Below are 24,954 nucleotides of genomic sequence, written 5' to 3' on the forward strand. Positions count from 1 at the left end.
GCGGCGCCCGAGCCAGCTTGGCGCCGGTCCTCCTTCGCCAAGGCTTCGGAGGATACCTTCGGCTCTTCGAGCCTCAGGTGGTGGCCTGCCATCCGAAGCTCGAAGAGCGAAGGATGGTGCGGATGAAGGGACTCGAACCCCCACGCCTTTCGGCACTGGAACCTAAATCCAGGGCGTCTACCAATTCCGCCACATCCGCTTTCCCCGGCAATCCCATGTAGCCATCATTCTGTCAATGTCGGGGGCTCAAGTCATGCTTGTCCGGCTAAAGCGCATCGCGTGGAAATAGATTCAGGCGAAGGGCTTTGAGATGCATGCTGTCCTCCAAAAACGCTGCGCAGTTTTGGGCGACATGCATTGGAGCGAAGATAGTTGAAAATTAGCCTAGCCTGTGACAAAAGGCGTGTCGAATGTGACGGAAAGTGAGTTTCCGCTTCTGCAAGATGTGAAAAGTTATAGGAAAAACAAAGACTTACTCACATCCGGCAAGGCGCAGTTCAGGAGAATTTGAACCGCATTCGCGGTCAAATCGCCAAGTTCCGTCCCAAAAGCCATTTCCGGCAAGATCATACCGGCAGGCTGTAAACGGCTAAGACCGTTTGGCAGTCTCATTGTTGAAAACAAAGGTTCTAGGATGCAGGTCACCGAAACGCTCAACTCCGGTCTCAAGCGCGAGATCAAGATCACCGTGCCGGCCGGTGACATGGAAGCCAAGCTGATGGCGCGGCTGACCGACGCCCGCGGCAAGGTGCGCATCAACGGCTTCCGGCCGGGCAAAGTGCCGGTGCAGCACCTGCGCAAGGTATATGGCAAGTCGTTCATGGCCGAGGTCGTCAACGAGATCCTCAACGACTCGACCCGTTCGATCATCTCGGGGCGCGGCGAAAAAGCCGCCATGCAGCCCGAAGTGATCATGACCGAGGACGAGAAGGAGGCCGAGAAGATCCTGGCCGGCGGCGCCGATTTCGAATTCAGCCTCAACTACGAAGTCATCCCGCCGATCGAGATCAAGGATTTCTCCGACATCAAGGTGACGCGTCAGGTCTATGACGTGCCGGACGCGGAAGTCGAGGATCAGGTCAAGCGCGTCGCCGAATCGGCGCGCAGCTACGAGCCGAAGACCGGCGAGGCCGCTGAGGGCGACCGCGTGAGCATCGACTATGTCGGCAAGATCGGCGGCGAGGCCTTCGCTGGCGGCGCCGGCACCGACCAGCCGCTGGTACTCGGCTCCAAAGAGTTCATCCCGGGCTTCGAGGAGCAGCTGATCGGAACGAAGGCCGGCGACGAGAAGCAGGTCGCCGTCACTTTCCCCGAAAACTACCAGGCGGCGCATCTGGCCGGCAAGGAAGCCACCTTCGACGTCACCGTCAAGGAGGTGTCGGCGCCCGGCGCGCTCGAGATCAATGACGAGACGGCCAAGAATCTCGGCCTGGAATCGCTCGAGCGCCTGCGCGAGATCGTGCGCGGCCAGATCGAGAACCAGTTCGGCTCCATGACTCGCCAGAAGGTGAAGCGCCAGTTGCTGGACCAGCTCGACGCATCCTACTCCTTCGAGGCGCCGTCGAAGCTCGTCGAGGCCGAGTTCAACAACATCTGGGCCCAGGTCAACCGCGACCTGGAGGCCGCCGGCCGCACTTTCGCCGACGAAGAGACGACGGAAGAAGAAGCGCGCGCCGAATATATGCGCCTTGCCGAGCGCCGCGTGCGCCTCGGCCTGGTCCTGGCCGAGATCGGCGAGAAGGCCGGCGTCACCGTGTCGGACGAGGAACTGCAGCGCGGCCTGTTCGAGCAGGTGCGCCGCTTCCCAGCCAACCAGCAGCAGGAAGCCTTCGAGTATTATCGCAGCAACCCGGAAGCCATCAACGCGCTGCGCGCGCCGATGTTCGAGGAGAAGGTGGTCGACTATCTGCTCGGCCAGATCTCGGTCAACGACGTCAAGGTCGGCAAGGACGAGCTGATGGCCGACGACGAGGAGGCCGAAACCGCGACCAAGGCGAAGCCGGCCAAGAAGGCTTCCTCGAAGAAGGCCGAAGCCAAGACAAGCGAAGCCAAGGCTGGCGAAGCAAAGGCTGGCGAAGCCACCGACGAGGCGGAAGAGCCTAAGAAGAAGGCCGCGCCGAAGAAGAAAGCCGCCAAGGAAGCCGAGTAACAGGTTTCAATGCCGAGACTTCGAAAGGCCGCCTCCGGGCGGCCTTTTTCATTGTGATGTGTTCCATTGTGGCGGCGCGGCAACACAGACAACTTGTCTTGAAGCCCTGCCGCTGGTGATACCAACCGTTGAACATTATCTGCGCTTCATCGCATTCGCGGGTGTTTGGAGGCATTGGTGAGGCTGGGATTCATGATGAGAGACGTGGTCGTCGCCGCGGCGCTCTTGTTTGCCGCAGCCGCCGGTGTCGCCCGGGCCGAGCCGGCTCTCGGCAACTGGAGCGTTGGCGCCGGCAATGATGGTCAGATCACGGCGTCGCTCCACGCCAGCAACAAGCTGATCACCGGCGGCGGAGCGTTGGGCTACAGCCCGGTGCTGACATTGGCTTGCCGGCCCGACGGCGAACCACGCTGGAGCGAGTGGCTCCAGCTCAACGATGCCGTCTCCGCCAGCCGCAAGATCACCATTTCCGTTGCGGTCGACGGCAGCGGCAAAACCGACGAAAGCTGGTCGGTCGGCCCGCGCGGCAGAACGCTGGTCAGGGATGGAGACGACGGCATCAAGCGTCTGGCTTCGGCGAACCGGCTGACGCTGTCGTGGCGCTTTGGCCTGTTGTCGGGACGCGGCGAGGCCGATTTCGAGCTTGCGGGTCTTTCGGACGTGATCGGGCAGATCGCGGCAAGCTGCAAGACCGACCCGCCCTGATCGTCGCCGTTCAGAAGCTTGGACGGCTTTTTGGGCAGCTAGTCCTCGGCGCACGGCCTAAGCGTTCGCAGACCGGCAATTTTTGCCCATTGGTTCGATTCTGTGGTATGTAGGTGCCGCAATTCCACTGAAGAGACGCGGCCGCCCGCCATGCAGGATACGCCAGCGTGGCGCGGGCCGTCCGACGTAAATGACGATCAGGGAGGAAGTGCCATGCGCGCAACCGCGCTTTTCATCGTCTTGTCAGCTACGACCTTTTTTGCAAGCCCGTCGCAGGCGCAGGACGCCGCCGCAGGCGAGAAGGTGTTCACCAAGTGCAAGGTCTGCCACATTGCCGACCAGGACCAGAATAAGGTCGGCCCGTCTCTGCACGGCGTCATCGGGCGCACCGCGGGCACGCATCCCGGTTTCGCCTATTCCACGGCCATGATCGAGGCCGGAAAATCCGGCATCAAATGGGACGAGCCTACGCTGACAAAATATCTTCACGACCCCAAGGCGATGGTCAAAGGGACGAAGATGGCGTTTCCCGGCCTCAAGAGCGATCAGGACATAGCCAACGTCATCGCCTACTTGAAGCAATTTTCCAAGTAAGCACCGCCGTCCAGACTCTTTTGATGGTCGCCTGCTTATCCGGAAGGAAGACGGCCGGGGCAGTTGCGCAGATCAATATCGCGCCCAGCACCGTCACGCCGGGAGCGCAAAAAAACCCAATAGCAGCAGAATAGCTATGCCAAGGCCGAGTATGAGAAGCGTCCGCGTGTCCATGACGTTCACCTTCGCATATTGAGAATACCGAAAAGGCTGAAGGACTGGCGGTCGTGCTGCCGATCCTCGGCCCTGGCATGTTTGCCGCAAGGTCGTAGAGCCGCCGGCTGTCCCATACCGTCGAAGCAATCAGCCCCGTGACGCAGCGGCGGGAGCCTCTATGCGTCAGAAGGCCGGATAGCTGAACCGCGCCTGGCGCGCGTCCGTCGTCAGGTTGCGGAAATCCTTGCCGCTGACATGCACAAGCGTCTTGTGGTCGCCGCCCTCGAAATAGATATCGGCGGCATCACGCAGGCTTTCGTCCAGAATGACCGGCACATCATAAGCCGCGCCGATCGGCGGTATGGCGCCGACGTCGCAATCGTCAAAGAGCGATACCACTTCGTCTTCGGAAGCGAGGCCGAGGCGTTTGTCCATGACGTCCTGCAGCTTGCCGAGTTCGATTCTGTGGGTGCTTGGGACCACGGCCAGCGCATAACCGAGTTCGTGGTGAACGACCACGGATTTCGCCATGATGCTGCCGGGCACGTGCGCGGCAATGGCGGCCTGCCTGCTGGTGGCAGTTCGATGATGCCCAACGGTATCGTAGGAGATGCCCTTGCGGTCGATAAAATTTCTCAGTCTGTTTGCTATCGTCATTGTCCGCGTCCTTTGCTTGAGTTCACGGCGCATACGCCAGACCAAAATGGGCCGGCGGCCTGTAGTTTCAAGGCATCGGAGCCGGCCGTTCCCAGCTGCTCATGCCGCGGCTGGACCCCGTATCGGATGTCAGGGGCCAGGCCCGAAAAACGCGATACGGGTCAGCAGCGTATAGTCGGACTCGAAGACCATCATCGCCACGAAAACCAGCACCAGTATCGGCGGCAGGATGATTGCATACATCATCGCCAGCCGCTCCCAGGCCATGTGCATGAAGACGGCGACGATCAGTCCTGCCTTGAGCATCATGAAGATCAGGATCAGCGACCACCTGAGATAGCCGTGAAGGCCGAAATAGTCGACCAAATAGGAGCAGGTGCTGAGAATGAACAGCCACGCCCAGACCACCAGATAGAGCTTGATCGGGTGCTCCTGATGCGTCTCCGCCTTGGCAACGATCGCCGCATCATGGGCGGGATGCAGTGCGTGTTGTCCGAGACCGTTTGCGGTTGCTTCAGTCATGTCTGCCTCTCAACAAAGCCTGCCTTCTCACCAAAGATAAAAGAAGGCGAAAATGAACACCCAGACCAGGTCGACGAAGTGCCAGTAGAGCCCCATGATCTCGACGTTCTCGTAGCGGCCCCTGCGGCTGGTGAAGAAGCCGGGCCGGCCGGTGTCGAAGTCGCCACGCCAGACTTTTCTCGCCACGATGATCAGGAAGATCACCCCGATCGTGACGTGCGTGCCGTGGAAGCCGGTGATCATGAAAAAGCACGAGCCGAATTGCGCGGCTCCCCAGGGATTGCCCCACGGCCGGACCCCTTCGGTGATCAGCTTGGTCCATTCGAAGGCCTGCATGCCGACGAAGGTCGCGCCGAGCGCGGCGGTCAAAAGCATCAGGATCGCGGTTTTGCGACGATCGCGGCGATAGCCGAAATTGACCGCCATGGCCATGGTTCCGCTGCTCGAGATGAGAACGAATGTCATGATGGCGATCAGGATCAGCGGGATATCCGAGCCGCCGATACGCAAGGCGAAGACCTCGCTGGGATTCGGCCACGGCACGCGCGTGGAGATCCGCGCCGTCATATAGGAAAGCAGGAAGCAACCGAAAATGAAGGTGTCGCTGAGCAGGAAGATCCACATCATGGCCTTGCCCCAGGACACGTTCTTGAACGCGCGCTGATCCGAGGCCCAGTCGGCGGCGATCCCGCGCAAGCCCCGGGGGCGATCCAGCTGGCTGGTATGCGTCAGTGTGGTCTCGGCCATCGCCAGTCTCCTAGGTCAGCAGCCGTTGGCAAATGCTCACGAACGTCGCCGCCCAACCGGCCAGGACGGCGAAGATGCATAGCCAGACGAAAAGCAGGAAATGCCAATACATGGCGCACAACTCGACACTGAGGCGCAGCCGCTCCCGCCGCATTCCGTTCCAGGCGCCGGCGCTCGTCCTGCCGAGGCCGACCAGCCCGCCCAGTATGTGCAGGCCATGCATTGCCGTGATCAGATAAAAGAAGCTGTTGGCCGGGTTGGAGGCCAACAGGTAGCCGTCCTCGGTCAGCTGCTGCCATGCAATCAACTGGCCGGCGAGGAAGGCGAGGGCGGTCAATCCCGCCGTTGCAAGACCGAGCCTGACCATGTCCACCTGGCCTCTGCGCGTGGCGACCACCGCACATTGCAGCGCGACGCTGCTCAGCGCCAGCACGCCGGTGTTGAGCCAAAGCAGGCGCGGCAGCGGCAGCGGCCGCCAGTCCGACAGGCCCATGCGCATGAAATAGGCGCTGGTGAATAGCGAGAACAGGCAGCCGACGACGGCGAGGAAGACGCCGAGGCCGATCTTGGCGGTGGGCAGGGACGACCGGTCGAAGCCGACGACGTCCCCGGCCACGCCTTGCTCCAGCCAGGGCTTCGCCGTCAACCGCTGGTGCGAAAGCCACCAACCGGCAAAGCCGGCGATCACCAACAGGAAGACCAGGATGACGCTCATGCCGGCTCCCTGGAGGGGCCGAAGGCGCCCGGCACGTTCTGCGGGATGAAGTCCTCCTTGGCACCCGGAACGCTGTAATCGTAGGCCCAACGATAGACAATCGGCAGTTCCTTGCCGAAATTGCCGTGCGCCGGCGGCGTCTCAGGCGTTTGCCATTCGAGCGTCGTTGCCCGCCACGGATTGCTGCCGGCCTCACGGCCATGGCGGATGCTCCAGATCAGGTTGAACAGGAACACCATCTGGGCGAAGCCGACGATGAAGGCCATGATGCTGATGAACGAGTTCAGATGGTGGGCCGATTCCGTCATGATATTCATGTCGGTCAGTTCGGCGTAACGCCGCGGAACGCCCATCAGGCCGAGATAGTGCATGGGGAAGAAGATCAGGTAGGCGCCGAGGAAGGTGATCCAGAAATGGAAGCGGCCGAGTGTCTCGTCCAGCATCCGTCCGGTGACCTTCGGATACCAATGATAGATCGCGCCGAAGATCACCAGGATCGGCGCGACGCCCATGACCATGTGGAAATGTGCGACGACGAACATCGTGTCCGACAGCGGCACGTCGACGACGACGTTGCCGAGGAACAAGCCTGTCAGGCCGCCGTTGACGAAGGTGACGATGAAGGCGAGCGCGAACAGCATCGGTATGGTGAGGTGGATATCGCCGCGCCACAACGTCAGCACCCAGTTATAGACCTTGATCGCGGTCGGCACCGCAATGATCAACGTCGTGGTGGCAAAGAAGAAGCCGAAATAAGGATTCATGCCGCTGACATACATGTGGTGCGCCCAGACCACGAAGCTCAGCGCGCCGATGGCGATGATGGCCCAGACCATCATGCGATAGCCGAAGATGTTCTTGCGCGCATGTGTGCTGATCAGGTCGGACACGATGCCGAAGGCCGGCAGCGCCACGATGTAGACTTCCGGGTGGCCGAAGAACCAGAACAGATGCTGGAACAGGATCGGGCTGCCGCCATTGTGTTGCAGTTGCTCGCCCATCTCGACGATTGCCGGCATGAAGAAGGAAGTGCCGAGCAGGCGGTCGAGCAGCATCATCACACAAGCAACGAACAGTGCCGGGAAGGCCAGAAGCGCCATGACCGTGGCGGTGAAGATGCCCCAGACGGTGAGCGGCAGGCGCATCAAGGTCATGCCGCGGGTGCGGCCTTGCAGCACCGTCACCACGTAATTCAGGCCACCCATGGTAAAGCCGATGATGAACAGGATGAGCGAAGAGAGCATCAGGATGATGCCCCAGTCTTGGCCGCCCGGCGTGCCGGTCATGATTGCCTGCGGCGGGTAGAGCGTCCAGCCGGCGCCTGTCGGCCCGCCCGGCGCGAAGAAGCTCGACACCAGGACCAGCACGGCGAGCAGATAGACCCAATAGCTCAGCATATTGACATAGGGAAAGACCATGTCGCGGGCGCCGACCATCAGCGGAATGAGGTAATTGCCGAAGCCGCCAAGGAAGAGCGCGGTGAGCAAATAGATCACCATAATCATGCCGTGCATGGTGATGAACTGATAGTAGGCCTCCGGAGTGATGAAATCGAACGTGCCGGGGAAGCCGAGCTGCAGGCGCATCAGCCAGGACAGCATCAGCGCGACGAGGCCTATAGCCATGGCCGTCGCCGAATACTGGACTGCTATGACCTTGGCGTCCTGTGAAAAGACGTATTTTGTCCACCAGCTGTGCGGATGGTAGAGCTCCATCTCCGCTACTTCGGCGGGTGGAACGGCATCTGCGGGTGTGACGTCGACCATGGGAGCACCTCCGCGCCCTGTTCAGCGGGCCTCGAGCGTTTCGAGTTTTGCCGCGACGTCCAAACTGGACGCCTTCGTCTTTTCCGACGGTTGGTCCGCCGAGCCCGTTTGCTTGGGCGCGGACAATTGCGCAAAGGTCTGTTGCTGGCCGAGCCAGGCCAGATAGTCCTGCTCGGTATCGACCATGACCACGCCATGCATCAGCGGATGTCCCTGGCCGCACAGCTCGGCGCACAAGACCTGAAAGGTTCCGGTCCGCGTTGGCGTGAACCAGAAATACGTGACCGATCCCGGGATCATATCCATCTTGGCGCGGAATTCCGGGATGTAGAAATCGTGCAGCACGTCGATCGAGCGCAACAGCACCTTGACCGGCTTGCCGACCGGCAGGTGCAGGTCCGCCGCCTCGACCACGACGTCGTCCTGGCCGTTCGGGTCGCCGGCTACGATGCCGAGCGGGTTTTCAGCCGAGACGACGCGGGTGTCGGAGGTGCCGAGCTTGCCGTCCTTGCCGGGCAGGCGGTAGCTCCATTGCCATTGCTGGGCGACAACCTCGATATTGGCGGCCTCGCTGGGAACATTAACGAAGCGGCTCCAGACGAAGAGGCCGGGAACCAGCAAGGCGGTGACACCGGCCGCCGTTGCGATCATCAGCCACGATTCGAGCCGCCTGTTCTCCGGTTGATATGCCGCGCGATTGCCTTCCCGATGCCGGAAGCGGAAGACGCAATAAGCCATAAAGAGCACGACAGCGGCAAAGACGATGCCGGTGATCCAAAAGCTGATGATGATGGTGTTGTCGATGTAGTCCCAGTTCGAGGCGATCGGCGTCCACCACCATGGGCTCAGGAGGTGGAACAGCACCGAGCCCACAACGATCAAAACGAGTACAAGCACAATGGCCATGTCCCGTCCTCCCGGTATTTCACGGGAGCGCGAAGCATGCCGGGGAAATACCAGGTTCCATCATGCTTGATTTCCTGCTGAAATTCCAGAGCCGACTATCTGATGAGGAGACGATGTCCCGGCAATCCCGAAATGCCGGGCAAACGCCTCAGATCAGCAGCAGGCCTTTCATCGAGGCGTTGCCCTTGCGGCCGATGATGATGTGGTCGTGCACGGCGATGCCGAGCGGCTTGGCCGTATCGATGATCTGCTTGGTCATCTCGATGTCGGCGCGGGAAGGTGTGGGGTCCCCAGAAGGATGGTTGTGTACCAGGATGACGGCGCTGGCGGAGAGCTCGAGCGCGCGCTTGACCACCTCGCGCGGATAGACCGGCGTGTGGTCGACGGTGCCGGTCTGCTGCACCTCGTCGGCGATCAGCCCGTTCTTCTTGTCGAGGAACAGGACGCGGAACTGTTCGCGAGCCTCGAAGGCCATGGCGGAGCGGCAATAGTCGAGCAGTTGCGTCCAGTTGGACAGGACTTCACGGCCGCGGATCTCGCCGCGCGCCATGCGCTGTGCCGTCGCGGCGATGACCTTGAGATCGGTCGCGACGACCGGTCCGATGCCTTTGACTTCTTCAAGCAGGGATGCCGGCGCGCCGAGCACTTCGGCCAGCGAGCCGAAGCGGGCGATGAGCGCCTTGGCGATGGGTTTGGTGTCGACGCGCGGGATCAGCCGGAAGAGCAGCAGCTCGAGCAGTTCATAGTCGGGCAGGGCGTCCGGTCCGCCGGCGGCAAAGCGTTCGCGCAGACGGTCGCGATGGCCATGATAGTGCGGTTTCTCGGTAGGTGCCGCCTTCTTTTGCACTGCCTCAGGCGGTTCGATCCAGCCTTCGGAAAAGAATGCCCGCTCGTCCTCGACTTTGCCCATGGTCCGCCCGCTCCCCTCAGGCTTAGGTCGAAGTGCTACGCCGGCAGGCCGGGGCGGTCGAGCTTTTTCGGCGACAGCGTGAAGATCTCGCAGCCTGTGTCGGTAACCCCGATCGTATGCTCATACTGCGCCGACAGCGAGCGGTCGCGCGTGACTGCCGTCCAGCCGTCCGACAGCACCTTCACATGCGGCCGGCCGAGATTGATCATCGGCTCGACGGTAAAGATCATGCCCGGCCGCATCTCGACGCCTTCGTTGACGGTGCCGTAATGCAGGATGTTCGGCGCGTCGTGGAAAAGCTGGCCGACGCCGTGGCCGCAGAAATCGCGGACCACCGAGCAGCGCTCGGCCTCGGCATAGGTCTGGATTGCAGCGCCGATGGCGCCGGTGCGGGCGCCGGGCTTGATCGCGGCTATGCCGCGCATCAGGCACTCATAGGTCACTTCGAGCAGGCGCTCGGCGGCGCGCTTGATCGTGCCCACCGGATACATGCGCGAGGAATCGCCGTGCCAGCCGTCGAGGATGTAGGTGACGTCGATGTTGACGATGTCGCCTTCCTTCAACGGCTTGTTGTCGGGAATGCCGTGGCAGACAACATGGTTGATCGAGGTGCAGGAAGATTTGGTGTAGCCGCGATAATTGAGCGTTGCCGGCAGCGCACCATGGTCCATGCCGAATTCGAAGACGAAGCGGTCGATTGTTTCCGTGGTCACGCCGGGCTTCACGATCGGCACAAGCTCGTCGAGGCAGCGCGCGGTGAGGTCGCAGGCCTTGCGCATGCCGGCGAAGCCATCCTCGCCATAGAGGCGGATCTGGCCGGTATTTCGAAGGGGCGCGGTGGAGGCGTCGAGATAAGTAACCATTTTGTCCGTTTGCCGGCGTGGGCTTCAAAGGAGCCGAATGCGAAAATCTGCTCCAGATTTGGCACCGCAAGCCGCAAGGTTCAAGGACGAAGTGCGGTTGCCGCGTCCATTGCGGCCGTCGCCTGGCCATTTCCATGGTTAGGTCGGTCCTGATGTTCGGAGGAAGGAACGGCGGCGATCGTGCTCGGCGCCATCCTCGCGCTGCCGTCCGCTTACCCGCATGGCCTATGATGTGGAGACCGACCCGGCCAACCAATAGCGGCAAGGGCGTGGAAGAGGGACAAGGGGCTGCGATGGCCCGCAGTAGGGTGGAAACCGGCATTTTGGCAATGCAGCCGGTATCGATACGGACTGACGCCGATCCGCGCACCCGCGAACCGGTTCTTCACCGCACTGAGGTCACATTTGCGAGTCAGAAGGCCGCAAAAGCAACTTTTCACATCGAACGGCGTTGCTCTCGGCTGCGCCAGTTCGGGAGACAGGGAATGGACAGACTGCAATTCGAAGTGCCGGTGCGCATCACGCCCGCGCCCGGCCTGCCGGTCGAGGAAATCTACAGCGTCGAGCAGGCGCTCGATTTCCTGCAGGATTGGCCGAAGCGCCGGCAAGGCAAGGTCTACGAAGCCGCGTTCAATGCCTGCTTCGGGGCGACTGTCGACGTGGCCAGCGCCGAGGAAGCTTGCCGCGCGTTCGCGGCCTTCTGCCGCGTCAGCGGATTGCTGGCGAGAGACGCGATGTTTCCCGGAAAGCGTGGCAGCGGGGCAGGGGCGTATCGCGAGGCGCGAGCGTAGATTTCGATCGGTTCAGCCGCCGAACGACACGCCCCGATAGCGCATTCCCACCTGCACGCCGCGCACGATCACGCGTGACAGGATTTCCATATCCAGCGGCATTTGCGGACGCCACACGTCGAGCAGGAGAGCGACGCGGGGCTGATCCGAGTTGTTCATCACTTCGTGCTCGAAAGTATCGTCCCACAGCAAGCATTCGCCGTCGGCGATGCGCCTTTCCTCATGATTGATCGTCATGATCGTTGCCGGACGGCCGTCCGGCTGCTTGGGGATGACCAGGCCGAGATGGAACCGCATGATGCCGCGAAAGGGTCCGCGATGCGGAGGGATGTGCTTGCGCGGGGCGAGGAACGAGACGGCGGCCGATTTGACCTCGGGGCACTCGGTGAGCAGTCGGTTGAGCACCGGCATCCTTGCGAGGTTCGCCGGGATCGCCATGTCATAGGCCTTGAGCACGAACATGCGCCAGTCGAGACCGTCATTGGCCGAGATATTGGCCTGTTCCGGCATAATGTCGTGGAAGCGCGGCGCGTTGTTCAGCTTCGCCGCCAGCGCCTCATCGCGGATATCGCGCCAGGCGGCGTTGAACTTCGCGGCATTGGGAAAATGCGTGCCGGCATCAAGAATGGCCGGTGCATCTATGCGTTTTTCGTAGATACGGCGGACCAGATTGGTTCCGAGATCGTAGGCGCCTGACATCTCAATACCTCAACGACGCTGTTATATAGTGGGATATTGCTTACGGCCATCGCTCACGGAGATTTGCTCGGGCCGTCAACACGGAGATGGACATCGTAGGCCGCCACGCCAAACCGAAGCGATGTCGGCCTCGCTCGCTGCATCGTGACAGCGCGACCGTTGCGGAACTGCGTCACAAGATGCGGATTTGGCGACACGATGTTTTGCCAGGACGCCACCATGCCCGTAGGCAAGATTTTGCCTTGCGCGGCAGCCATGCTCACTGCTGCTTCAAATTTCGCGCACCCGGTCCCGACACGCGCAAGATGACGTGTGAACAGACGCAGGCACTGATCCAGAGCCAGCACGGTGCGGTGCTGAGCACCGGACCGAATACCTATGATCGTTATGTCCGCCAATTCGGCAATGAGTGCGACGCGCCTTACGTGCCGATGGTCGACTATGTCCCGACCAGCGACGGCCGGTGCATGGTTTACCGGTGCGAAGAGCCGGCCCCAATGGTTCCGGATTGACCGGAGGCCTGTGACGCTCTCCCGGCTTTTCACGGGAGCCTCAGACACTGGCCGATGCGGCTTACTTGACCTTTTGAATCTCCGGTTGAATCTCCGGGCTCGGCGTCTGATCAGTTGCCGGGGCCGGCGTGCAATCCGGGCCCTTGCAGTCCAGCACGGGATCGTCGGCCGGAGGAAGACAATTTTGCCCCTGGCAATGGACTGCTGGCGGCTGCGGCGTTGCTTGGCTATTCGGCTGGGCAGGCTGATCGTCTGCGTGAACGGGCGGCACGCCTGCCAGGCTGGTCATTGCCGCGCATAAGAGCGCTGTCCGAAGCATCTTCATTCCCGCCTCCACGGCTGAGAGCGGAGGGAATTTTACACTTTCGGGTCGAGGACGGCTCCTGTCGTCCGCGAACGGCGTTAACAGCGCGTTTCCGGTTGCGTCCTGTCTTGTTACCGGCAAGATACGATACGACACTGGCCCGCCATTCAGGCCGGGCGTGGTTCATGGGCGCTGCTGCCGGCTTCGCCGGCGCTCAGTTGCGAGAGCAGCTCCAGAACCATTTCCCGCAGCCAGCGGTGTGTGGGATCGGTTGTGTTGCGTTTGTGCCAGACGATGCAGATGAGGGCAGGATCGATCGGCATGGGCGGACTGTAGATCGCCAGCCCCAAGCGAGATGCTACCTTGCGCGCGAGCTGTTCCGGAACGAGCGCGACCAGGTCGCTTCCCGCCACTGCGTTACAGACGCCGCCGAACACCGGCATTGTCATGGCCACCCGCCGTTCGCGCCCCATCCGGGCCAGCGCCGCGTCGCCCATGGCCTTGAGCTTGCCCTCGGGCGAGAAGACGACGTGGCCGAGGTCGCAGAAAAGGTCGATCGGAATGACGTCTCCGGGGCTCACCTTCGCCCGCTCGAGCCTTGGGTGCCCGGCGCGGGCGATCGTCACGAATGTCGACCGGAAGGCAGGAAGATAGTCGATCCAGCTGGGGAAATCGACCCTGGGAACGAGGGCAAGGTCGATGCCATGCTTTTCGAGCGTGCCGACATAGTCGTCGGGCACAAGATCCACCAGTTGGACCAATATCTTGGGAGCGTGGCGTGAGATTGCATTGGCCAGGGCAGGCATCAGCATCTCGGCAAAGAAATCCGAACCTGCGATCTTGAAGCTTTGCTCGGCTTCGGCCGGATTGAAGCTGCCAGGCCCGCCAAGCAGCGCCGACAATTCGTCGAGGATGCGGCGAAGCGGAAGCTCGAGGTTGCGGGCGTATTGTGTCGGCACGATGTGCTGTCCCTGGCGCACGAACAGCGGATCGCCGAGAAAATTCCGAAGTCGTCCCAGGCTGGCCGATATCGCCGGTTGCGACAGGCCGATGCGTTCTCCGGCCTTTACGGTCGATTGCTCGCGCAACAGCGCGTCGAGCACCCGCAGGAGATTGAGGTCGAAGCTCGATAAATTCATTCGCCGAATATATTTTATAATAGCTATCGATTTCAATTATGAAATCGGTTCTGGCAATTTCCCTGCATTGAAAATGGCGTCGGATCATGGGAGGTTTCGGTGGCCGTTGCTTCAGTACCCTACAGCGTCCAGTGGCTTGGCACGTCCTACCGGATTTGCCTTACGGCGGAGCAAACGGCCTCGCGGCTCGGAATGTTCGAAAGCCTCGATCAGCCCGGTTATGGTCCTCCGCGCCACATCCACAATAGCGAGGACGAGACCTTCCAGATCCAGTCCGGCGAAGTAGAGTTCTGGATGAACGGTCAAACGCGCATCGTCGGCCCGGGCGGTGTCGTGCACGTTGCGCGCGGAATCGAGCATGCATTCCGGGTGATTGGCGATCGACCCGCCAGAATGCTCACCGTCATGACGCCCGGCGGCTTCGAAGGCTTCTTCGCGGAGATGGCGAAACACAGGTGCCGAATTCCCGACGACATGGATCAGATCGCGGCCATTGGGGCGCGTTTCGGTCTGACCTTCACAGGCCCGCCCCTGGGCGCAGCCTGAAACGGCAAGAGGACGGACCGCCTTCGGGTCCTTCATCGAGACCGAAGCGTCGACCGGAAACAACTGAAGAAACTGGTACGCCCAAGGGGAATCGAACCCCTGTTACCGCCGTGAAAGGGCGGTGTCCTAACCGCTAGACGATGGGCGCGCTCAGACGAAGCGGCTTATAATTGCGTTGTTGGCAACCGGCAACCCATCTGCAGCCACATGAGGCAACTTTTTTCAAAGGCGGCGAAAGCTGCGTTGCAGCGAGGCAGGACGTGGTTTCGACCGGCACATGATCGCGTACCTTGGAGATTGGCTGCAACGCTTCTCGCGGTCGTCATTCTATGGCGGAGCAAGGAGCGAAGCGACGCGCGCAGACCATAGAATCCATTCCGTGAGGCTGACGTGCCGCAACGGTGCAGAATCTGCGCCGCTGCACTCTGCGGTCAAGGTCACGGAATGGATCCTCGGGTCTTCGCGTCCGCTGCGCTCCCGCTCCGCCCGTGGATGACAAAGTGCGAAGGGCTTCGGCTAATCGCCGACGTCTGTGGTAGCGTATTGAAACTAACGTCGGCATTGGCGGCGATCGGCTCGCAACCGATCAAACCTGCTATGCCCACGAGACCAAGCGGAACGTATCAGCCGTCCTCGCCGCCGCCGCTGCGCCTGCGGCAGCGCCAGTTCCAGTCGCGCTCGGGGCCGACGTCGATATGGACGGATTCGGTGTGGCAGTAGGTGCCGACGCCGCCGCGGCCGGGCATCGAGCGGACGTAGCTCGCCAGTTCCCATTTCGACACGCCGGGCAATTGGATGTCGGCGGCGGCGCAATACATGTGCAGCGAGTTCTTGGCGCCGTTGGCGCGGCGGTTGCGCGAGGGATCGCGATAGCCGGAGGTGACGATCATCTTGCGGCCGAAATGGCCCTCGATCGTCTTCAGCACCCGCACCAGCGACGGCTTGAGGCAGGCGACGTCGACGCTTTCGTTCTGCTTCAAAAGGCCGTTGGGCGCGAGCCTGGCCAAGCCGGCGGCCGACGCCACCTGGTAGGAACCGCCGCCGCCCTCGTCCTCGTTGAGGTCGACGTCGCTCTCGTCGTCGATGCCGGATTTGCGCTTGATCTCGAACAGCGCCGTCTGGCGCACGCCGGGAAGAGCGTCGGCGCCCGTGATGTGATTGCTCGGGTTGTCGAGCGAGGCCAGTTGCACCGGCTTCTCGGCCGGGGTCGCCGAGGCCAGCGTCACGATCGGCTTGGCCGGCGGCGGCGTGGCCTTGGCCTGCTCGGCGGGCTGGTCGCCGGAGCGCACATTGTTGATCAGGGGGGCGGGCGCGGCCGAAGCCGGCGTGGTGCTGAACAGCGAGGCGAACAGGCTTTTCTTCGGCGCGGCGATCTGCGGCTGCACCGGCTCGGCCGCGGTCACATAGACGCCGTTGCTCATGGCCTGCGTGGTCGCCTGCGCCTTCGACGCGACGGTGGCGGCATCGCCGGCGGCGACCTGCTTGGCGACGCCTAGTGTCTGTTCCGCCGTTTGCGCCTGCTGAACCAGCGGTTGCGGCGTGCTCCCGGCAATGGCCTGGGCGCCGGCAGGGATGACGATGGGGAAGGTGCCGTCCGGCCGCGTCTCCGGCACGTAGGCGACCTTCTCGGGCAAAGGCGCATCGCCCTCGCTCATCACGGTCGACGTCGCTTCGGCCGGCGCCGATGCCTGCAGGGACGAATCGGCCGAAGTCGCGGTCTTGGCGCTGGATGTCGCGCTCATTTCGCCGGCGGTTAAATTGTAGGCGGGCGAAACGACCGACATCGTCGGGTCGCCGGTCGATGTGCAGGAGGCCAGAAGCACGGAGAAAAGCGCTGCCGCAATGCTGCAGCTTCCCCTTCGTGCAAGACGCCAACCTGCTGGTTTCAAAACAAATTCCCCCTCGATATCCGGTCGGTTCGTCATCGCCGCGCCACTCCAGTTCCGCGCCGCGATAACCCTCCTGTTCCCAACCGGAAACGGGACGTGTGTCGAATCTGCAAGCCTCGGAATTATTCTGCGTCGGAAGGTGATTTGAGGCCGCCGAACGATTGACGCCACCATTTCGCCCTGTTTTGGCGGCCCGTCAACTCACCACACATTACAGCCCGTTACACACGCACCTTGACATAGGTGCCCGGCGCATCTCCCAAGGTTTTCATACGCTTGCCGGGTTTGCGGGCGGGTACGCGGATGTCGTCCTGGGCCTCGATCCAGTGTTGCCAGTGCGTCCACCAGGAACCAGGATGCTCGTGCGCCGCGGCAAGCCACGCGTTGAAATCGCCTACCGGCTTGCCGCTGGTCCAGTACTGATATTTCCTGGCGGCAGGTGGGTTGACGACGCCGGCGATGTGACCGGATCCCGCCATGACATACTCGACGTCGCCGCCGAAAAACTGCGATCCCAGGAACACCGAAAGCGCCGGCGCGATGTGGTCTTCCTTCGTGGCCAGGTTGTAGACGGGGATGGTGATGTCGGCCAGAGAGACCGTGCGCCCGGCAAGCTCCATCGTGCCGCGCGAGAGATTGTTCTCGAGATAGCAATTGCGCAGGTAGAACGAGTGGTTGGCCGCCGCCATGCGCGTGGAATCGGAATTCCAGTAGAGCAGGTCGAAGGGCAGGGGCTCCTTGCCGCGCATGTAGTTGTTGACGACATAAGGCCAGACCAGGTCGCCCGAGCGCAGCATGTTGAAGGCGGTGGCCATCTTGGTGCCGTCGAGATAGCCCTTCTCGTTCATCGAGCGCTCGACAGCGGCGACCTGGTCCTCGTCGACGAACACCTTGAGATCGCCGGCATAGGTGAAGTCGACCTGGGTGGCGAAGAAGGTGGCCGATCTGATGCGATGGTCGCCCTCCTGCGCCAGCAGCGCCAGCGCCGCGCCAAGCAGCGTGCCGCCGACGCAGTAGCCGATGGCGTTGACGTCTCTTTCGCCGGTCGCCTTCTCCACCATGTCGAGGCCGAATTGCAGGCCTTCGCGGATATAGGCCTCCCAGCCCTTGGCGCCATGACGCTCGTCCGGATTGATCCAGGAGATGACGAAGACGGTGTGACCCTGCTCGATCGCCCAGCGGATGAAGGACTTTTGCGGGTTGAGGTCGAGAATATAGAATTTGTTGATCCATGGCGGGCAGATCAGCAGCGGCCGTTTCAGCACCGTCTCGGTCACCGGGTCGTATTGGATGATCTCGGCGACATCGCTGCGGCCGATGACCTTGCCGGGCGTGGTGGCGATGTTCTTGCCGATCTCGAAGGGCGTGTAGTCGGCCTGGCGCAGCTTCAGGTCGCCGCGGCCCGCGGTGATGTCCTCGGCCAGCATCTTCATGCCGCGCACCAGGTTCTCGCCGTTCGAGGCCATGGTCTCGCGGAACAGCTCGGGATTGGTCAGGATGAAGTTCGACGGCGCGATCGCGTTCGACACCTGCTTGACGTAGAAGCCCGCCTTGTGGCGGGTGTGCTCGTCCAGGCCCTCGGCATGCTCGACAAGCTCGTTCGCCCAGCGCGAGGTGACGAGATAGGCCTGCTTGAGGAAGTCGAAGAATGCATTGCGGCCCCATTCGGGGTCCTGGAAGCGCTTGTCGCCGCGCTCGGGCTGGACCGCGTCCTGCGGCGCTTCGGCGTTCGGATTGACCTTCTGGATGGCGTTCGCCCAGACGGTCATATAGCCGGCAAACAGCCGCGTCTGCGCTTCGAGCGCGCGTTGCGGGTCGCCCAGCCAGTATTCCGAAAGCTTTGAGAAGGTCTTGACCATGTCGACGACGGGTTCGGCGACATGGTCGCGCACTTCGCCTTTCTCGCGCGGTTCGGCCCAGGCGGAAGCCGCCTTGCCGGCCTGCTCGACCATGCGCGCCATGTTCAGGGCGAAGCGCTCGGGATCCCTCACCAGATATTGCTCGATGGCCGAAGGTCCGCCATTTTCCGCTTTGTCCGAATCGTCAGGTTTGGACATGGTTCGCGGGGTTCCTCCCGGAGCGTTTTCTTGACATATTACCATGGGACATCTGACCGGGTCCAATTCGCTCTAACCCGGCTGCCAGGAAAACAATATGACGATTAATGTCGGCGGGACTTTTTTTCTCAAGCCGGGTTCGATTTGCCGCATGGCGCTGATGGCGGGGCTGGTCGGCATGCTGCTGCCCGCTGCCGGGTGCACCAGCACCAGCACGAACAATGCGCCGACGGCGTTGACCGAAGGTCCGAGGGACACCGGTTCCTATCCGAACCTCAACATCCCGCCGCAGGTGGCCGCCAAGCAGCTCACCAAGGAGGAGACCGCGGCGAACCTCGCCCAGCTCAAGGCCGAGGAACAGACGCAGATTGCCAAGGGCAGCGGCGTCAAGGCGCCGGCGAATTCGGCCGCGCTCAACACTTTGGCCAAGACGCATGGCGCCGACACGCTGAAGCAGATCGAGGGCAAATGCGACCCCGCCCTCGACCCTAGCTGCAATTAGGTCTATATCGCGCGCCGAAACTCTGATGGTCTGGAACTGAAATGGAAGAATTTCACAAGGTCCGCCGGCTTCCGCCTTACGTGTTCGAGCAGGTCAACCGGCTGAAGGCCAGCGCCCGTTCGCGTGGCGCCGACATCATCGACCTTGGCATGGGCAATCCGGACCTGCCGACGCCGAAAGCCATCGTCGACAAATTGTGCGAAGTGGTGCGCGATCCGCGCACGCATCGCTACTCCGCCTCGCGCGGCATTCCGGGCCTGCGGCGCGCCCAGGCGAATTATTATCAGCGCCGCTTCGGCGTGAAGCTCAATCCCGACACGCAGGTGGTGGCGACGCTGGGCTCGAAGGAGGGCTTCGCAAACATGGCGCAGGCGATCACCGCGCCCGGCGACGTGATCCTGTGCCCCAATCCGACCTATCCGATCCACGCCTTCGGCTTCATCATGTCGGGCGGGGTGATCCGCTCGCTGCAGGTTGAGCCCGATGACGGTTTCATCCCTGCGGTCGAGCGCGGCATCCGCCATTCGATCCCGAAGCCGCTGGCGCTGATCCTCAATTATCCGTCGAATCCGACGGCGCTTGTCGCCTCGCTCGATTTCTACAAGGACGTGGTGGCCTTCGCGAAAAAGAACGACATCATCATCCTGTCGGATCTCGCCTATTCGGAAATCTATTTCGACGGCAATCCGCCGCCGTCGGTGCTGCAGGTGCCGGGCGCGATGGATGTCTGCGTCGAGTTCACCTCGATGTCGAAGACCTTTTCCATGCCCGGGTGGCGCATGGGCTTCGCGGTCGGCAACGAGCGGCTGATTTCGGCGCTGACGCGGGTGAAATCCTACCTCGACTACGGCGCGTTCACACCGATCCAGGTTGCGGCGGCGCATGCGCTGAACGGCGACGGCGCCGACATCGAGGAGGTGCGCGAGGTCTACCACAAGCGGCGCGACGTGATGGTCGATTCCTTCGGGCGCGCCGGCTGGACCATTCCCGCGCCGGCGGCCTCGATGTTCGCCTGGGCGCCGATTCCGGAACCGTTCCGCCATCTCGGTTCGCTGGAATTCTCCAAGCTGCTCATCGAGCATGCGGATGTCGCGGTGGCGCCAGGCGTCGGCTTCGGCGAGCATGGCGACGATTATGTGCGCCTGGCGCTGGTCGAGAACGAGCACCGGATCCGCCAGGCCGCGCGCAACATCAAGAAGTTCCTCGCGACCACCGCCAAGCAGCCCAACAATGTGGTGCCTTTAGCCGCTCATCGTTGAGTTGCCTGATATTTTTTGCACCTGACATTTTTTGCAAGTTGAGGGGGCCTCTCCGGACATGGCTGAAGCATTGCGTGTTGGAATTGCCGGCCTTGGCACGGTGGGCGCCTCGGTGGCGCGCGTGCTGCGCGACAAGGCGGCCGAGCTTACCCGGCAGTGCGGTCGCGACATCGTTGTGACCGCCGTTTCGGCCCGCGATCCGAAACGCGACCGCGGTATCGATCTCAGCGTCGCGAAATGGTTCGACGATCCGGTCAAGCTGGCCGAGAAGGCCGATATCGACGTCTTCGTCGAGCTGATCGGCGGCGACGAGGGGCCGGCACGTCTGTCGGTGAAGGCGGCGCTCGAGGCGGGAAGGCATGTCGTCACCGCCAACAAGGCGCTGCTTGCCAAGCATGGCGTGGCGCTTGCCGAGATCGCCGAGAAGAAGGGTGTGCTGCTCAACTACGAGGCGGCAGTGGCCGGCGGCATCCCGGTTATCAAGACGATGCGCGAGGCGATGGCGGGCAACGCGGTGACCCGTGTCTTCGGCATCCTCAACGGCACCTGCAACTACATCCTGACCCGCATGGAGGCGGAGGGCATCTCCTTCGACGCCTGCCTGAAGGATGCGCAGCGGCTGGGCTACGCCGAGGCCGATCCGACCTTCGACATCGAAGGCCACGACACGGCGCACAAGCTGTCGATCCTGACCAGCCTTGCCTTCGGCACCAGGATCGCTGCCGGCGACATCTACATGGAAGGCATCTCCAACATCACCCAGGCCGACATCCGCGCGGCGGGCGATCTCGGCTACCGCATCAAGCTGCTCGGCGTCGCGCAGCGCACCGACAGCGGCATAGAGCAGCGCGTCCACCCGACCATGGTGCCGACGGCGTCGGTGATCGCGCAGGTGCATGGCGTCACCAACGCGGTGGCGATCGAGACCGATATCCTTGGCGAGCTCCTGCTTTCCGGTCCGGGCGCGGGCGGCAATGCGACCGCTTCGGCGGTCGTCGGCGACATCGCCGACATCGCCAAGAGCCGGCCGGGCTTCCAGCATGGCCCGGTCTTCGGCTGGCCGGCGAAGGAACTGAAGCCTTACAAAAAGGCGCAGATGCGCAGCCATGCTGGCGGCTATTTCATCCGGCTGACCGTGCATGACCGCACGGGCGTGTTCGCGGCCATTGCCAAACGCATGGCCGACAACGACATCTCGCTGGAATCGATCGTTCAACAGGCTGCCGGCGCGGAGACGCAGGCGCAGAAGACGGTGATCCTCGTCACGCATGAGACGACGGAAGCGGCGGTGCGCAAGGCCGTCGAAGGCATCACCAAGGACGGCCATCTGACCGACAAGCCGCAAGTGATCCGCATCGAGCGGGCGGAATAAGCCAAGTCCGGTTCCGCCTTCAATCGATTGATTTTGCTGTCATTTCAAAAATTGACGGGGCAGGTCTTGCCGTTGTCATGGAGCTTTGCCAGAAGAAGCGCACCTCTGGCGGGAGGTTGAGTTTCACGAGGAATTCCTGTCCATGAACATAGCCCAGGACATCGCCGCCGGTCTCGACCGGATCCTTACGATGGAAGTCGTGCGTGTGACCGAACGCGCGGCGGTCGCGGCGGCAAGGCTGCGCGGGCGCGGCGACGAGAAGGCTGCCGATCAGGTGGCGGTCGACGCCATGCGCCAGGAGCTCAACCGGCTGGCCATCAAAGGCACAGTGGTGATCGGCGAGGGCGAGCGCGACGAGGCGCCGATGCTCTATATCGGCGAGGAGGTCGGCACCGGCAAAGGTCCGGCCGTCGACATCGCGCTCGATCCGCTCGAGGGCACGACGATCTGCGCCAAGAACCTGCCCAATGCGCTGGCCGTCATCGCGATCGCGGAAAAGGGCAGCCTGCTGTTCGCGCCCGACGTCTACATGGACAAGATCGCCATCGGCCCCGGCTATCCCGAAGGTCTGATCGACATCGATGCCTCGCCGGCGGAAAACCTCGCCAATCTGGCCAAAGCCAAGGGCGTGGCCGTCTCCGATATCACGGCCTGCATCCTCGACCGGCCGCGTCACGCCAAGCTGATCGACGCCGTGCGCGCCACGGGTGCCGCGATCCGGCTGATCGGCGATGGCGATGTCGCGGGCGTCATCCACACCACCGATCCGGACGAGACCGGCATCGACATCTATCTCGGCACCGGCGGCGCGCCGGAGGGCGTGCTGGCGGCGGCCGCGCTGCGCTGCACCGGCGGACAGATGCAGGGCCGGCTGATCCTCGACACGCCGGAGAAGGTGGCGCGCGCGCAGAAGATGGGCATTTCCGACCCGAAGCGGATCTACCGCGCCCAAGACATGGCGCGTGGCGACGTGCTGTTCGCGGCGACCGGCGTCACCGACGGCAATTTGCTCGACGGGGTGAAGTTCGGCCGCACCTTCATCACCACGCACACTATCGTGCTGCGGTCGTCCTCGCGCACCGTGCGCGAGATCAAGGCGCGTCACCAGGATCTGGATAAGTTCTGATTTGGCTTCGTCCGGGCGCTTTGCCGCAATTCGAGGAAAAACGTTCCACACCTTTCCCCGCATTGCCCGCTTGCCCGCAATTGCTCCGGCCGTCGCATATTGATATCTGCGCAATGATGATGTGCAGACGGCGCGTCGCATGACGGGCGAGAAACGGTTCTTCCTCGATGTCAGGCAGTCGGCGACCGGTGTTTCGTGGGAACACCGGCTGACCGAGCGCCAGGACATGGCCGCCTTGGCCATGGCGCAGGGCCATGGCGTGCCCGACATCGTGGCGCGGGTGCTTGCCGGCCGCGGCGTCAGCGTGGAACAGACCGCGCGCTTCCTCGATCCCACCATTCGCGAGCTTCTGCCGAATCCAGCATCGCTGACCGATATGGAAAAAGCGGCGGCGAGGCTGGCCGATGCGGTCGTCGCTCACGAAAAAGTGGCGATCTTCGGCGATTACGATGTCGACGGCGCGGCCTCGTCTGCGCTGTTAAAACGCTTTCTTACGCATTTTTCCGTACCGTCCGAAATCTATATCCCGGACCGCATCTTCGAAGGCTACGGGCCCAATCCGGAAGCGATGCGGGACTTGATCTCGCGCGGCGCGAAGCTGATCGTCACCGTCGACTGCGGCACCAACAGCGCGACCTCGATCGACGCGGCCAGGCAAGCCGGCGCCGATGTCGTGGTGCTCGATCATCACCAGGTCGGCGGTCCGTTGCCGGCGGCGGAGGCCGTGGTCAATCCCAATCGCGAGGACGACCTGTCGGGGCAGGGACATCTGTGCGCCGCCGGCGTCGTCTTCCTGTGCCTGGTGCAGACGGCCAAAGTGCTGCGCGCGAGGCTACCGGACGCCGCGCCGGTCGATCTGCTTTCGATGCTCGATCTGGTGGCGCTAGCGACGGTCTGCGACGTGGTGCCGCTCACCGGCGTCAACCGCGCCTTCGTGGTCAAGGGGCTGCAGGTGTTGCGCCAACAGAAGAATGAGGGGCTGGCGGCGCTGGCGCGGGTCTCGCGCATCGGCGAGCCGATCAACACCTTCCATCTGTCATTCCTGATCGGCCCTCGTATCAATGCCGGCGGCCGCATCGGCGATGCCGCGCTCGGCAGCCGGCTTCTGGCCACCGACGATCCTGTCGAGGCGGCAGGCATTGCCGAGACGCTGGACCGGCTGAATCAGGAACGCCAGCAGATGGAGCAGGAGATGCTGGCGCAGGCGCGGGCTGAGGCCGATGCCGAGCTTGCCGGCGGCAACGGCCCGGCAGTCATCGTCACCGCCAGCAACAGCTGGCATCCCGGCATCGTCGGACTGATCGCCTCGCGGCTCAAGGATCATGCGCGCCGGCCGGCTTTTGCCATCGCCTTCAACTCGACCGGCATCGGCACGGGCTCCGGCCGTTCGGTGACCGGCTTCGACCTCGGCCGGCTGGTGCGCGAGGCGGCCGAGGCGGGGCTGATCGTCAAGGGCGGCGGCCACGCGATGGCCGCCGGCATCACCGTCGAGCGCGCCAAGCTCGGCGAACTGCGCGCCTTCTTCGAGGAGCGCGCCGCGGCCGACGTGTTCCGGCTGCAGAACGAGGAAAGCCTGGCGATCGACGGCGCCTTGGCCGCCGAGGGCGCCACGATCGCGCTGCTCGACGCGCTGGAGAAAGCCGGGCCGTTCGGGGCCGGGCACATCGCACCGGTGTTCGTGCTGCCGCGCCATCGGCTGGCCGACGCGCGCGCGATCGGCACCAACCACATTCGGGTGGACCTCCAGTCGCAAAGCGGCGGCAATATTCAGGCCATTGCATTTCGCGCCGTCGACACGGCTCTCGGCGAATTCCTGTTTAAAAACAGGGGCAGGACCGTGCATATCGCCGGTTCGTTATCGGGCAACTACTGGAACGGCAACCGCATGGTGCAGTTCCGCATCAGTGATGCAGCCCTGGCTTAACGACGCAGCAGTACCTTAACGCAGACGTTTTGACCGGTTGGTTAATGTGCGTTGGCAAAGCCCATGCCTTGGCGATTGGCCGAGACGCCCATCGCGGTCGTCATCCACGGGCGGAGCAAGGAGCGAAGCGACGCGCGCAGACCC

23 protein-coding genes and 2 tRNA genes are annotated in these 24,954 nt (G+C 62.7%); 11 read left to right on the forward strand and 14 right to left on the reverse strand.

Annotated features, from left to right (window positions below):
- Positions 1-114: 114 nt before the first annotated feature.
- Positions 115-199: transfer RNA gene (locus FJ980_RS14465), tRNA-Leu, on the reverse strand.
- A 435-nt stretch (positions 200-634) separates the two neighbouring features.
- On the opposite strand from FJ980_RS14465, the gene tig reads away from it, so the two are divergent.
- From tig to FJ980_RS14480, 3 genes are all read left to right on the forward strand, one after another.
- The gene (gene tig / locus FJ980_RS14470) at positions 635-2,149 is read left to right on the forward strand and encodes a trigger factor (RefSeq protein ID WP_140543722.1); all 1,515 of its coding nucleotides are present in this window, start codon (positions 635-637) and stop codon (positions 2,147-2,149) included.
- A 177-nt stretch (positions 2,150-2,326) separates the two neighbouring features.
- Complete coding sequence (locus FJ980_RS14475) at positions 2,327-2,854, forward strand: hypothetical protein (protein WP_246676417.1); 528 nt, start codon at positions 2,327-2,329, stop codon at positions 2,852-2,854.
- 213 nt (positions 2,855-3,067) lie between these two features.
- Entirely contained in the window at positions 3,068-3,448 is a 381-nt protein-coding gene (locus tag FJ980_RS14480) for a cytochrome c family protein (protein ID WP_140543724.1), read from the forward strand.
- 339 nt (positions 3,449-3,787) lie between these two features.
- Here the strand turns inward: FJ980_RS14480 and FJ980_RS14485 are convergent, their stop codons facing one another.
- The 8 genes from FJ980_RS14485 to map all read right to left on the reverse strand — a co-directional run bounded on the left by FJ980_RS14485 (position 3,788) and on the right by map (position 10,690).
- Positions 3,788-4,261, reverse strand: a complete 474-nt coding sequence (locus FJ980_RS14485) for an aminoacyl-tRNA deacylase (protein ID WP_095765573.1) — start codon at positions 4,259-4,261, stop codon at positions 3,788-3,790.
- A 129-nt stretch (positions 4,262-4,390) separates the two neighbouring features.
- Positions 4,391-4,783, reverse strand: a complete 393-nt coding sequence (locus tag FJ980_RS14490; protein ID WP_140543726.1) for a cytochrome C oxidase subunit IV family protein — start codon at positions 4,781-4,783, stop codon at positions 4,391-4,393.
- A gap of 27 nt (positions 4,784-4,810) precedes the next feature.
- Positions 4,811-5,530 (reverse strand): heme-copper oxidase subunit III family protein, encoded by a 720-nt coding sequence (locus tag FJ980_RS14495; protein ID WP_140543728.1) that lies wholly within the window; start codon positions 5,528-5,530, stop codon positions 4,811-4,813.
- A 10-nt stretch (positions 5,531-5,540) separates the two neighbouring features.
- On the reverse strand, positions 5,541-6,245 hold the full coding sequence (locus FJ980_RS14500) for a cytochrome c oxidase subunit 3 (RefSeq protein WP_140543730.1): 705 nt from the start codon (positions 6,243-6,245) through the stop codon (positions 5,541-5,543).
- Positions 6,242-8,011 (reverse strand): cytochrome c oxidase subunit I, encoded by a 1,770-nt coding sequence (gene ctaD, locus FJ980_RS14505; RefSeq protein ID WP_140543732.1) that lies wholly within the window; start codon positions 8,009-8,011, stop codon positions 6,242-6,244. The genes FJ980_RS14500 and ctaD overlap by 4 nt, the downstream gene beginning before the upstream one ends.
- Before the next feature lie 21 nt (positions 8,012-8,032).
- Positions 8,033-8,917 carry a cytochrome c oxidase subunit II gene (locus FJ980_RS14510; protein ID WP_140543734.1) on the reverse strand — a complete coding sequence of 295 codons (885 nt, stop codon included), beginning with the start codon at positions 8,915-8,917 and terminating at the stop codon, positions 8,033-8,035.
- A 148-nt stretch (positions 8,918-9,065) separates the two neighbouring features.
- Complete coding sequence (gene radC, locus FJ980_RS14515; protein ID WP_140543736.1) at positions 9,066-9,827, reverse strand: DNA repair protein RadC; 762 nt, start codon at positions 9,825-9,827, stop codon at positions 9,066-9,068.
- A 35-nt stretch (positions 9,828-9,862) separates the two neighbouring features.
- Complete coding sequence (map, locus tag FJ980_RS14520) at positions 9,863-10,690, reverse strand: type I methionyl aminopeptidase (protein WP_140543738.1); 828 nt, start codon at positions 10,688-10,690, stop codon at positions 9,863-9,865.
- Positions 10,691-11,175: 485 nt separating this feature from the next.
- Between map and FJ980_RS14525 the strand changes: the two genes are divergently transcribed.
- Positions 11,176-11,481, forward strand: a complete 306-nt coding sequence (locus FJ980_RS14525; protein ID WP_140543740.1) for a DUF982 domain-containing protein — start codon at positions 11,176-11,178, stop codon at positions 11,479-11,481.
- A 12-nt stretch (positions 11,482-11,493) separates the two neighbouring features.
- Here the strand turns inward: FJ980_RS14525 and FJ980_RS14530 are convergent, their stop codons facing one another.
- Positions 11,494-12,180 (reverse strand): aspartyl/asparaginyl beta-hydroxylase domain-containing protein, encoded by a 687-nt coding sequence (locus tag FJ980_RS14530; protein WP_140543742.1) that lies wholly within the window; start codon positions 12,178-12,180, stop codon positions 11,494-11,496.
- 242 nt (positions 12,181-12,422) lie between these two features.
- On the opposite strand from FJ980_RS14530, the gene FJ980_RS14535 reads away from it, so the two are divergent.
- Positions 12,423-12,692, forward strand: a complete 270-nt coding sequence (locus tag FJ980_RS14535; protein WP_140543744.1) for a hypothetical protein — start codon at positions 12,423-12,425, stop codon at positions 12,690-12,692.
- A 471-nt stretch (positions 12,693-13,163) separates the two neighbouring features.
- On the opposite strand, the gene FJ980_RS14540 is transcribed toward FJ980_RS14535, so the two are convergent.
- A complete protein-coding gene (locus tag FJ980_RS14540; protein ID WP_140543745.1) occupies positions 13,164-14,135 on the reverse strand; it encodes a LysR family transcriptional regulator in 972 nt (323 codons plus the stop codon).
- 192 nt (positions 14,136-14,327) lie between these two features.
- Here FJ980_RS14540 and FJ980_RS14545 point away from each other — a divergent pair, with 192 nt between their 5' ends.
- Complete coding sequence (locus tag FJ980_RS14545; RefSeq protein WP_140543746.1) at positions 14,328-14,681, forward strand: cupin domain-containing protein; 354 nt, start codon at positions 14,328-14,330, stop codon at positions 14,679-14,681.
- A 73-nt stretch (positions 14,682-14,754) separates the two neighbouring features.
- Here FJ980_RS14545 and FJ980_RS14550 read toward each other — a convergent pair.
- From FJ980_RS14550 to phaC, 3 genes are all read right to left on the reverse strand, one after another.
- Positions 14,755-14,829 (reverse strand) — tRNA-Glu (locus FJ980_RS14550).
- 475 nt (positions 14,830-15,304) lie between these two features.
- The gene (locus tag FJ980_RS14555) at positions 15,305-16,465 is read right to left on the reverse strand and encodes a YcbK family protein (RefSeq protein ID WP_246676418.1); all 1,161 of its coding nucleotides are present in this window, start codon (positions 16,463-16,465) and stop codon (positions 15,305-15,307) included.
- Positions 16,466-16,791: 326 nt separating this feature from the next.
- Positions 16,792-18,627 carry a class I poly(R)-hydroxyalkanoic acid synthase gene (phaC, locus tag FJ980_RS14560; RefSeq protein ID WP_140543748.1) on the reverse strand — a complete coding sequence of 612 codons (1,836 nt, stop codon included), beginning with the start codon at positions 18,625-18,627 and terminating at the stop codon, positions 16,792-16,794.
- Between the two features lie 97 nt (positions 18,628-18,724).
- On the opposite strand from phaC, the gene FJ980_RS14565 reads away from it, so the two are divergent.
- The 5 genes from FJ980_RS14565 (at position 18,725) to recJ (ending at position 24,810) form a co-directional block, all read left to right on the forward strand.
- Entirely contained in the window at positions 18,725-19,129 is a 405-nt protein-coding gene (locus FJ980_RS14565; RefSeq protein WP_181170656.1) for a hypothetical protein, read from the forward strand.
- Positions 19,130-19,170: 41 nt separating this feature from the next.
- Entirely contained in the window at positions 19,171-20,388 is a 1,218-nt protein-coding gene (locus FJ980_RS14570; RefSeq protein WP_095765055.1) for an LL-diaminopimelate aminotransferase, read from the forward strand.
- 58 nt (positions 20,389-20,446) lie between these two features.
- On the forward strand, positions 20,447-21,760 hold the full coding sequence (locus tag FJ980_RS14575; RefSeq protein WP_140543749.1) for a homoserine dehydrogenase: 1,314 nt from the start codon (positions 20,447-20,449) through the stop codon (positions 21,758-21,760).
- Between the two features lie 142 nt (positions 21,761-21,902).
- Positions 21,903-22,886, forward strand: a complete 984-nt coding sequence (glpX, locus tag FJ980_RS14580; RefSeq protein ID WP_140543750.1) for a class II fructose-bisphosphatase — start codon at positions 21,903-21,905, stop codon at positions 22,884-22,886.
- A gap of 139 nt (positions 22,887-23,025) precedes the next feature.
- Positions 23,026-24,810 carry a single-stranded-DNA-specific exonuclease RecJ gene (gene recJ, locus FJ980_RS14585; RefSeq protein WP_140543751.1) on the forward strand — a complete coding sequence of 595 codons (1,785 nt, stop codon included), beginning with the start codon at positions 23,026-23,028 and terminating at the stop codon, positions 24,808-24,810.
- Positions 24,811-24,954 lie beyond the last annotated feature (144 nt).

Source organism: Mesorhizobium sp. B1-1-5 (genome assembly GCF_006443065.1).
In the GTDB taxonomy this organism is placed as follows: Bacteria; Pseudomonadota; Alphaproteobacteria; order Rhizobiales; family Rhizobiaceae; genus Mesorhizobium.